At 68.5% G+C, this 2,699-nt stretch carries 1 protein-coding gene; it reads right to left on the bottom strand.

All coding sequences use genetic code 11. The annotated features are described in order from the left end of the window. Positions 1-533: 533 nt before the first annotated feature. The gene (locus DK254_RS03180; protein WP_109932159.1) at positions 534-2,384 is read right to left on the bottom strand and encodes a sigma-54-dependent Fis family transcriptional regulator; all 1,851 of its coding nucleotides are present in this window, start codon (positions 2,382-2,384) and stop codon (positions 534-536) included. Positions 2,385-2,699 lie beyond the last annotated feature (315 nt).

The raw sequence follows: 2,699 nt of genomic DNA, 5'->3' as shown, positions 1-2,699 counted from the left end.
CGCGAACGGTTATTCGCCCTACAGTGCCCCACCCACGCCATTCCCCTGTAGGAGCGCGCCCTGCGCGCGAAATCGCGGACGGAGTCCGCTCCTACGGGTCCAGGGACGCTCGGCCGTAGGGCGCATAACGCCTGTGGCGTTATCCGCCATTCTCCGCGAGCACCGGCATCCCGGCTGGCGGCGGATAACCGCGAACGGTTATTCGCCCTACAGTGCCCCACCCACGCCATTCCCCTGTAGGAGCGCGCCCTGCGCGCGAAATCGCGGACGGAGTCCGCTCCTACGGTTCCAGGGGAGCACGGCCGTAGGGCGGATAACGCCTATGGCGTTATCCGCCATTCTCCGCGAGCACCGGCATCCCGGCTGGCGGCGGATAACCGCGAACGGTTATTCGCCCTACAGTGCCCCGCCCACGCCATTCCCATGTAGGAGCGCGCCCTGCGCGCGAAATCGCGGGCAGGGCCCGCTCCTACGGGTCCAGGGGAGCACGGTCGTAGGCCGCATAACGCCTACGTCGCTCTCGCCCTGCGGCCTCAGCGTCCTTTCAGGCGGTAGCTGACCTGGGCGCGGCTCATGCCGAGCATCTGCGCGGCGGCGGTGATGTTGCCGCCGGTGCGCTCCATCGCCACCTGCACCAGGCGGCGTTCGACGTCTTCCAGCGAGATGCCCAGGGTCGGGTTGCGGCCGGAGACGAAGGCGAGCAGGCTGGCCAGCTCGGGTTCTTCGACGGCCTTGCTGGCCGTGGCCTCGGGCTGCGTCGGCGGCTGTGCGGGCGGTTCGCTGTCGGTTTCGGCGAGGGGGCGGGACAGCCGGCCTTCGGCCGTCAGCCCTATGGGCGTGGCGATCGGCGCGGCCCCGCCTTCGGCCAGGTGGATGACGTCCATCACCTCGCCGTCGGCGGCGGCGATGACGCCGCGTTCGATGAGGTTCTGCAGCTCGCGGATGTTGCCGGGGAAGCGGTAGGTCAGCAGCGCGTTGACCAGGCGCGTGCTGAAGCCCGCCAGTTGCCGGCCGTGGCGCAGGCTGAACTTGCGCAGGAAGTAGCTCATCAGCAGCGGGATGTCTTCCCGGCGCTCGCGCAGCGGCGGCAGGTGGATGGGGAAGACGTTCAGGCGGTAGAACAGGTCCTCGCGGAAACGCCCGGCCTCCACCTCGCGGCGCAGGTCGAGGTTGGTGGCCGCGACCACCCTGACGTCCACGCGGATCGCCGTGGTGCCGCCGACCCGCTCCAGTTCGCCTTCCTGCAGCACCCGCAGGATCTTGCTCTGCGCGGCCAGGCTCAGGGTGGCGATCTCGTCGAGGAACAGGGTGCCGCCGTTGGCCCTTTCGAAGCGCCCGGGCCGCGAGCGCTCGGCGCCGGTGAAGGCGCCGCGCTCGACGCCGAACAGCTCGGCCTCCACCAGGTTCTCCGGCAGGGTCGCGCAGTTCAGCGCCACCAGCGGCCCCTGGCTGCGCTTGCTGGCCTGGTGCAGGGTGCGGGCGAAGAGTTCCTTGCCCACGCCGGATTCCCCGGTCAGCAGCACCGTCGCCTGGGTCGGCGCGACGCGCTGCAGCAGCTGGCTGGCGGCCATGAAGGCGGCGGAGATGCCGACCATCGGCTGGTCGTCGGCGGGGCTGGGCAGCGCGGCGACCGTCGTCGCCTGGCCGCTGCCGTAGGTGCTGCGGCCGAGGAAGTCGCTGGCGTCCAGGTGGGCCAGGTCGGCGTCGATGTCGTCCCATTCCTCCGCCGGCTTGCCGATGATGCGGCAGGCATGGTGGCCCATGGCGCGGCACTCCACCTCGCGGAACACCACCAGGCGCCCGAGCAGCGAGGAGGCGTAGCCGCTGGCGTAACCGATGCCCATCCAGCACGAGGGTTCGCTGCCCAGGCCATAGGTGGCGATGTGCTCGTCGGCCTCCAGCGAGTTGTGCCAGAGGAACTCGGAGTAGAAGTGGCCGATGCTGGAGTCGATCTCGAAATTGATCGGCTCGACGTTGACCATCCCTTCGAGCATGTGCAGGCGCGGGCCGGCGCTGTACAGGCTGGCATGGTCGCCCTCGGGCCACTGCTCGCTGACCTGGGCCGCGTCGCGCGCGCCGGCCTGCCAGCCGATGCGGGTGAGCAGGCCGCGGGCCTTGTCCAGCCCCTGGGCCTCGATCAGCTCGCGGCGGATGGCGCCGAAGGCGGAACCCTGCAGGAGCATCATGCGCTGGCCGCACAGCCAGATGCTGCCGTCCTGGGGGGAGAAGGCCACGGTCTCGGCCAGTTGCTCGGCAGAAGGCAGGCCCCGTGGATCGAATTGGCAGGCGCGGTCGACGATCAGGCGTTTCTGCCGGCTGAGCATGTGCCGGAAGAACTCCTCATCCGCCGCGCGCCCGTTCTTGCCCGTATTTGTAATAGTCATGAGGCAGTTCAAGAAGACGCAGGCTGGTCCGGGGAGTATGCCGGGCCGGCCACGGCGGTCAATCGGATTCCTGCCCGGAGGGGGAGGGAACGGCCGCATCCGTACGATAACCGCACAACATCCCGCGGCCGTCGAGCTTTCTCCGCCGCCGCGACTTTCTCTGCACAAAATTCCGCGCCCGGGCCGCCGCGGTTGCGGAAAACGCCGCAGAATCGCCCTCCTAAAAGAGCAAGATGTTGTTTTTAAAGGATATTTTTATTGATCGTGGTAGTGGCACGATAGTTGTTAATGCCGAAACACCAGCAACCCAGAACC

The sequence above is a fragment of the Pseudomonas sp. RW407 genome (genome assembly GCF_003176655.1).
Taxonomy (GTDB): Bacteria; Pseudomonadota; Gammaproteobacteria; order Pseudomonadales; family Pseudomonadaceae; genus Pseudomonas; species Pseudomonas delhiensis.
This window is presented reverse-complemented; position numbering and strand designations above follow the sequence as displayed.

Excerpts from the sequence above, each read along its gene's own strand:
- DK254_RS03180 (WP_109932159.1), bottom strand. The coding sequence starts at position 2,384 with ATGACTATTACAAATACGGGCAAGAACGGGCGCGCGGCGGATGAGGAG.